8 protein-coding genes are annotated in these 6,430 nt (G+C 74.5%); 3 read left to right on the forward strand and 5 right to left on the reverse strand.

The window, feature by feature from the left end; genetic code table 11:
- The 5 genes from TR48_RS46165 to TR48_RS37930 all read right to left on the reverse strand — a co-directional run.
- On the reverse strand, positions 1-187 hold a 187-nt coding region (locus TR48_RS46165; RefSeq protein WP_042375411.1), incomplete at its 3' end, for a hypothetical protein.
- An 87-nt stretch (positions 188-274) separates the two neighbouring features.
- Positions 275-544: a hypothetical protein gene (locus tag TR48_RS37915; protein WP_152628414.1), complete on the reverse strand. Its 270-nt coding sequence runs from the start codon at positions 542-544 to the stop codon at positions 275-277.
- Positions 545-597: 53 nt separating this feature from the next.
- Complete coding sequence (locus TR48_RS37920; protein ID WP_042375415.1) at positions 598-1,410, reverse strand: maleylpyruvate isomerase family mycothiol-dependent enzyme; 813 nt, start codon at positions 1,408-1,410, stop codon at positions 598-600.
- 63 nt (positions 1,411-1,473) lie between these two features.
- Entirely contained in the window at positions 1,474-2,475 is a 1,002-nt protein-coding gene (gene gap / locus TR48_RS37925) for a type I glyceraldehyde-3-phosphate dehydrogenase (protein ID WP_042375418.1), read from the reverse strand.
- Between the two features lie 159 nt (positions 2,476-2,634).
- Positions 2,635-3,591 (reverse strand): GlxA family transcriptional regulator, encoded by a 957-nt coding sequence (locus tag TR48_RS37930; protein ID WP_042375420.1) that lies wholly within the window; start codon positions 3,589-3,591, stop codon positions 2,635-2,637.
- Between the two features lie 85 nt (positions 3,592-3,676).
- On the opposite strand from TR48_RS37930, the gene TR48_RS37935 reads away from it, so the two are divergent.
- The 3 genes from TR48_RS37935 to TR48_RS44850 all read left to right on the forward strand — a co-directional run.
- Entirely contained in the window at positions 3,677-5,044 is a 1,368-nt protein-coding gene (locus tag TR48_RS37935; protein WP_052443384.1) for a sensor histidine kinase, read from the forward strand.
- A 4-nt stretch (positions 5,045-5,048) separates the two neighbouring features.
- Entirely contained in the window at positions 5,049-5,705 is a 657-nt protein-coding gene (locus tag TR48_RS37940; protein ID WP_042375422.1) for a response regulator, read from the forward strand.
- A 131-nt stretch (positions 5,706-5,836) separates the two neighbouring features.
- On the forward strand, positions 5,837-6,430 hold a 594-nt coding region (locus TR48_RS44850; RefSeq protein ID WP_042375426.1), incomplete at its 3' end, for a hypothetical protein.

Raw genomic sequence — 6,430 nt, forward strand, 5'->3', positions numbered from 1 at the left:
GCTGGGCGCTCCGCGCCGCGCCCAGCAGTCCGGGCCCACTGGCCGGAGCCACGACCCCGCTGCGCACCGCCCACCCGGCGTCGGCAGCAGCCGCCGCCCCGGCCTCGACGCGCGCGGTGACCACGGCCCTCAAGCCGACGCTGACGCCGACCTCGGCCCGGCCCGCCACCGTCACCCGCTCCGCCACGGCGGCACTTCCCCCCGCCCACGGCACCGCGACCGCGACGGCCCCGTCCGCCGCCGCGATCGCGACGCAGTCGGCGCCCGCCGCCGTTCAGCCCCCGGCGGGCACGCCGACGGCGGCCGGAGCCACCACGGCGAGCACCGCCCCGGCCCCCGCGCGCTCCACGACGTCGACGCCGACGTCGACGCGACCGACGGGTACGCCCACGACCACCTCGCCGTCGGACTCCGCCTCCCCGCCGCCGTCGGGATCGACGTCACCGACATCGGCCGCCTCGCCCACGGACTCGCCCACCGGCACGCCCTCCTCGACGGGAAGCTCCACGCCGACCGGCAGCACCACCCCGACGGGAAGCTCCACGCCGACCGGCAGCACCACTCCCTGAAACGAGGCCGGGAGGCACCTGCGCTGCGCTACGGCGCGGTGAAGTAGGTCGGGAAGCCTGCGGCCAGCCACGGTTTGCGACCCCAGGCGAGGATCCGGCCGCGGGCGATCGCCGCCCACGGGTCGCAGCGCCCGAGCGCCAGGAGCAGGAAGGTGACCGGTTCGGTCACGATGGTGCAGTCCGGGCGGCGCGGCGGCCGCGGGCTGACCTGCGCCACTTGGTCGTCGATCCGGACGCCGAAACGGTCGCCGCCGCGCAGGCCGATCGCGTAGTCGGCCCGCACGCCGGCCGTGGTGCGGGGGTCGACCACCCGGGGCATGGCCAGGAGCAGGAACGGCAGCGACAGCTCGACCCGCTGACGGTCGATCATGTGCGGTCGGCCGAGCGCCCGGGCGAGGTCGTAGCCGTGGCCGAGCATGTGCACGAGCAGGTAGGAGCCGAGGACGCCCAGGTCCATCGGGCCCATCGGGGTCACCACCGGGTCCGCCGCCGACCGCTCCGAGGCGGCGGTGACGAAGTCCCGCGCGGGTGCCACGATCGCGTCCGCGAGGACGAGAGGGTCGCGCTGCGGGAAGGCCGCGAGCGACTCGGTGTTGGCGGCGGCGAGCGAGTCCGGTGTGCCGTCGCCGTAGGGGCGCTCGACGCCCCGGGCGAGGTCGGCCATCAGCTCGTTGGCCAGGGCCAGATGTGCCGCGGCCTCCCCGACGGACCAACTCGCCCCGGGTATCGGCACGTCCGCGTCGGGCCGCGCCTTCAGCACCGCCGCGATGTCCTCGGCCACGGCGACGACCTCCCGGAGGAGCAGCGGGCTCGGGGCGGCCTGGACTGAGGGCTCGGTCATGGGGCCGAAGCCTGTCCCATGGCCGCCCGCCTGTCCAGGCCCCGGGGGGACGAAGCGCCTCGGTCAGCTCGCCCCGGTGAGCAGGTGCAGGGTGTCGACCACGCGGTTGGAGAAGCCCCACTCGTTGTCGTACCAGGCGACGACCTTGACGTGGCGTCCGTCGACCCGGGTGAGCTCGGAGTCGAAGATCGAGGAGGCCGGGTTGCCGGTGATGTCGGCGGAGACCAGCGGGTCTTCGCTGTACTCCAGGATCCCGGCCAGCGGACCCGCGGCCGCCGCGCGGTACGCGGCCAGCACCTCGTCGCGGGTGACGTCTCGGGCCACGGTGGTGTTGAGCTCGACGATCGAGCCGACCGGCACGGGCACCCGGATCGAGTCGCCGGACAGCTTGCCGTCCAGCTGAGGGAGCACCAGGCCGATCGCCTTGGCGGCGCCCGTCGTGGTCGGCACGATGTTGACGCCGGCGGCGCGGGCCCGGCGGGGGTCGCGGTGCGGGCCGTCCTGGAGGTTCTGCTCCTGCGTGTAGGCGTGGACGGTCGTCATGAAGCCGTGCTCGATGCCCGCGAGGTCGTCCAGCACGCTCGCCAGCGGCGCGAGCGCGTTGGTGGTGCAGGAGGCGTTGGACACGACGGTGTGCAGGTCCGCGTCGTAGGCCTCGGTGTTGACGCCGTAGGCGAGGGTGACGTCCGCGCCGTCCGACGGGGCGCTGACCAGGACCTTGCGGGCTCCCGCGGTCAGGTGCACGCGGGCGGCCTCCGCCGAGGTGAAGCGACCGGTCGCCTCCAGCACCACGTCCACGCCCAGCTCCGCCCACGGCAGCCGCGCGGGGTCGCGCTCGGCCAGCACGGTGATCCGGTGGCCGTCGACGACCAGCGCGTCGCCGTCGACCGACACCGGGCGGCCCAGGCGGCCCGCGGTGGTGTCGAAGGCGAGCAGCCGGGCGAGCGCGGTCGGCTCGGTGAGGTCGTTGACGGCGACGACCTCGAGCTTGCTGTCGCGCTCCAGCAGGGCGCGCAGCACGTTGCGTCCGATCCGGCCGAATCCGTTGATCGCGATGCGGGTCATGGGTGGTGTCCCTTCCTCTGGGTGAGCACCTCCACCCTTTCGCGCCGGGCCGTTCCGCGGCCGTGGCAGGAGCGCCACGGTCCGCAAGGATCGCGCCAAGATCCCGCCGGCCCGGTGCCAATCCCGCTCCGAGCCCCCGCCCACCTGCGCCGACGAGGTCTACTCGCCGCGCGTGAAGGTGCGCCGGTACTCGCTCGGCGTCGTCCCCAGGATCTGCTGGAAGTGCAGCCGCAGGTTCGCGCCGGTGCCCAGCCCGACGTCGGCGGCGATCTGCTCGACGCTGCGCTCCGAGCGCTCCAGCAGTTCCCGGGCCAGGTCGACCCGGGCGCGCAGGATCCACTGCATGGGCGTGTAGCCGGTGTCCTCCACGAACCGCCGGGAGAAGGTGCGCGGGGACACCGCCGCGTGCCGGGCCAGGGACTGCAGGCTCAGGGCCTCCCCGAGCCGTCCGAGCGCCCACTCGCGCGTGGCGGCGAACCGCTCGCCGATCGGCTCGGGCACGCTCCGCGGCACGTACTGTGCCTGACCGCCGCTGCGGTACGGCGCGGCGACCAGCCGCCGGGCGGCGTGGTTGGACGCGGCCACCCCGAGGTCGCCGCGCAGCACGTGCAGGCACAGGTCGATGCCCGAGGCAGCCCCGGCGGAGGTCAGCACGCTGCCCTCGTCGACGAACAGGACGTTCTCGTCGACCCGCACGCGCGGATGCCGGGCCGCCAGCGCGCGGGTGTAGTGCCAGTGGGTGGTGGCGCGGCGGCCGTCGAGCAGACCGGTCGCGGCCAGCGCGAAGGCTCCGGTGGAGATCGCCGCCAGCCGGGCGCCGCGCTCGTGCGCGGCGAGCAGCGCGGCGACGACCTCCGGGGGCGGGTCCTCCCGGTCGGGGTGCCGGTAGCCGGGGACGAAGACGATGTCGGCCCAGCCGAGCGCGTCCAGGCCGTGGGCGACGTGGTACGACAGGCCGTCACCGCCGGTCACCAGCCCGGGGGAGGCGCCGCAGACCCGCACCTCGTAGGGCATGCTGGCCCGGGTCGTGAACACCTGCGCCGGAATGCCGACGTCCAGCGGCTTGGCGCCTTCGAGCACGAGCACGGCGACACGGCGCAGGCGGGAGACGAACACAGGGTCAAGGGTATGGACTCCCCGCTTCGCGCACGTGCCGCGCCTCGAACGGTGCGGACGGCTCCAGCGGTGCAGACTGAAAGCCATGCGCATCTGGTCCCCCGGGATTCCCGACGCGTCGGACAAGGACGCGGTCGAGGAGATCCTGCGGGCCCACCAGCGGCGCGCGGTCCGGGTCCAGGCCGCGCTGCGCGTCTCCGTGGTCGTGGTCGCCTTCGCCGTCATCCTGCTGATCCGGCCGCGCGAGCACCTGTGGGCCACCGTGGCGCTCACCGCGCTCTACGCCGCCTGGAGCGCCGGGATGATGGTCGCCTCGTGGAACGAGCAGCGGCGCGGCCCGCTCGCCTACGCGGTGCCGCTGGTGGACCTGCCGCTGCTGACGGTGATCCTGGTCGTCTCCGGCGACTTCACCGATCCGAGCTGGTCCTCGCCCTTCAGCGAGGACGCCTTCGTGTTCATCCCGCTGCTGGCCGCCTTCCAGCTACGGCCGTGGATCACGGCCCTGTCCGGCGCGGCGGCGACGCTCACCTACGCGGCGGCCTCGGGCCTCGGTCACCTGCACGCCAACCCCGACCTGCAGTTCACCGTCGGCCACGCGCTCTTCATCGCGATGGTCAGCATCGCAGCCGTCGTGCTCTCGCTGATCCAGCAGTCCCGGGTGGGGATGATCACCGAGCTGGCGGGGCAGCGCTCCGACCTGCTGGCCCGCACCGTCGCGGCGGGCGACCGCGAACGGCGCGACCTCGCGGAGGCGCTGCACGACGGACCCCTGCAGAGCGTGCTGGCCGCCCGGCTCGACCTGGACGAGGCGCGCGGCACGCCACCGGACGGCGACGGCCTCGCGGAGTCCCTCGGCCGCGCGGAGGGCGCGTTGCGCGACGCGGCACGGCAGCTGCGCTCCTCCGTCACCGAGCTGCATCCCGCTGTGCTGGAGCGGGCCGGGGTGGCCCGGGCGCTGGAGGAGCTGGCCCTGCGGTCCGCCCGGCGCGGCGGCTTCGAGGTGCGCTTCACCAGCGACGCGACGACCGCGGGCCGCGACGCCGACCGGGTGCTCTACCAGTGCGGTCGCGAGCTGCTCAGCAACGTCGTGCGGCACGCCGAGGCCGGGCACGTCGAGGTCACGCTGACCCTGACGGGACCGGTCGCCGTGCTGGAGGTCAGGGACGACGGCGTCGGCCTGCCTCAGGGGCACCTGGCGCTCGGCGACCGTCTCGCGGACGGGCACATCGGTCTGGCCGCGCAGCGTGTGCGGGTCGAGGAGGCGGGCGGCACCATGGTGCTCACGGCGAACACGCCGAAGGGGACCGCCGCCCGGATCACGCTGCCGCTGGACCGGGCCCGGTCCGGTGACGCGACGGGCGGCGCGAGCGCCGGCACGACCGACGGCACGACCGACGGCACGACGGCCGACGCGGTCGGGGACCGGAGCGGCGGCGGAGGAACGGGACGGTGAGGCCATGGGACGCACCGTCCTGGAGAACGCGAAGATCCGCGTCGTCGTGGCCGACGACCACCCCCTGTACCGGGAGGGCGTGTGCCGGGCGCTCGTGCAGAGCGGGCGGATCGACGTCGTCGCCGAGGCCGAGAACGGCCGCGACGCCCTCGCGACGATCCGTGAGCACCGGCCCCAGGTGGCCCTGGTCGACTACCAGATGCCGGGCCTCGACGGCATCGCCGTCGTCCACGCGGTGGTGCGCGACGACCTGCCGACGCGGGTGGTGCTGCTGACCGCCTTCGAGGAGAGCGCGCTGGTCTTCAAGGCGGTCCAGGAGGGCGCGGCCGGGTACCTGCTCAAGGACTCCTCGCGGGACGAGATCGTGGGCGCGGTGGCCCAGGCGGCGTCCGGCGCGACCGTGCTGCCCGCCGGGCTGGCCACGGGGCTCGCCGCGGAGATCCGGCTGCGGCACGAGTCGGACGAGCCGGTGCTCTCCGAGCGCGAGCGCCAGGTGCTGGAGCTCTTCGCCGCCGGCAAGAGCGTGCCCGAGGCGGCCGCCGAGCTGTTCCTCTCACCGAGCACGGTCAAGAGCCACGTCCAGCACCTGTACGCGAAGCTCGGCGTCTCCGACCGCGCGGCGGCGGTCGCGGAGGCGCTGCGACGCGGCCTGCTGGAGTAGACCGGTTCATCCCCCCGATCCACCGATCGGATGACCCTGCACGCATCCCTGCCGAAGGACCTTGGTGGTGCGGGCCGAACGGCCCGTACGGACCGGAGAACGGTCCGGGAGCCAGCGAAGCAGGTTATGCGATGAAGACCTTTCTGATCTCCGGAGCGGCACTCACCCTCGGGGCCGTCGCCCTCACCACCGTTCCGGCGTTCGCCGCGACCCCCTCTCCCTCCGCCTCGGCGTCGACGCCCTCGGGATCCGGCGGGGTCATCAGCATCACCTCGGCCAAGGACGTCTCGGCCCCGATCTACGGCGGCAGCAACGTCACCATGAGCGGCACCTGCCCGAACGACGCGGTCAAGCTGAACAGCATCTCCTCGCAGTTCTTCGCGGGCGGCCAGGCGACCATCGGCAAGGACGACCCGCAGGCGTTCACCGGCAGCGCGACGGTGCTGCCCGACATCCCGTCCGGCGCGCACGGGGTCACGGTCAGCTGCACCAACCAGAGCGGCCAGACCGAGTCCTTCACGGGTTCGTTCACCGTGACGCCGACTTCCACGCCGACCACGCCGGTCGCCCCCGTCACCCCGACCCACCCCACGACGCCGACCACGCCGGTCACCCCCACGCATCCCACGACGCCGACCACGCCCACGACGCCGGCCACCCCCACGCACCCGGGCGCCTCCGGCACGATCCCCTCCGGCGCGCCTGACACCGGCGCGGCCTCGGGC

It is taken from the genome of Streptacidiphilus neutrinimicus (assembly GCF_000787815.1).
GTDB classification, from domain to species: domain Bacteria; phylum Actinomycetota; class Actinomycetes; order Streptomycetales; family Streptomycetaceae; genus Streptacidiphilus; species Streptacidiphilus neutrinimicus.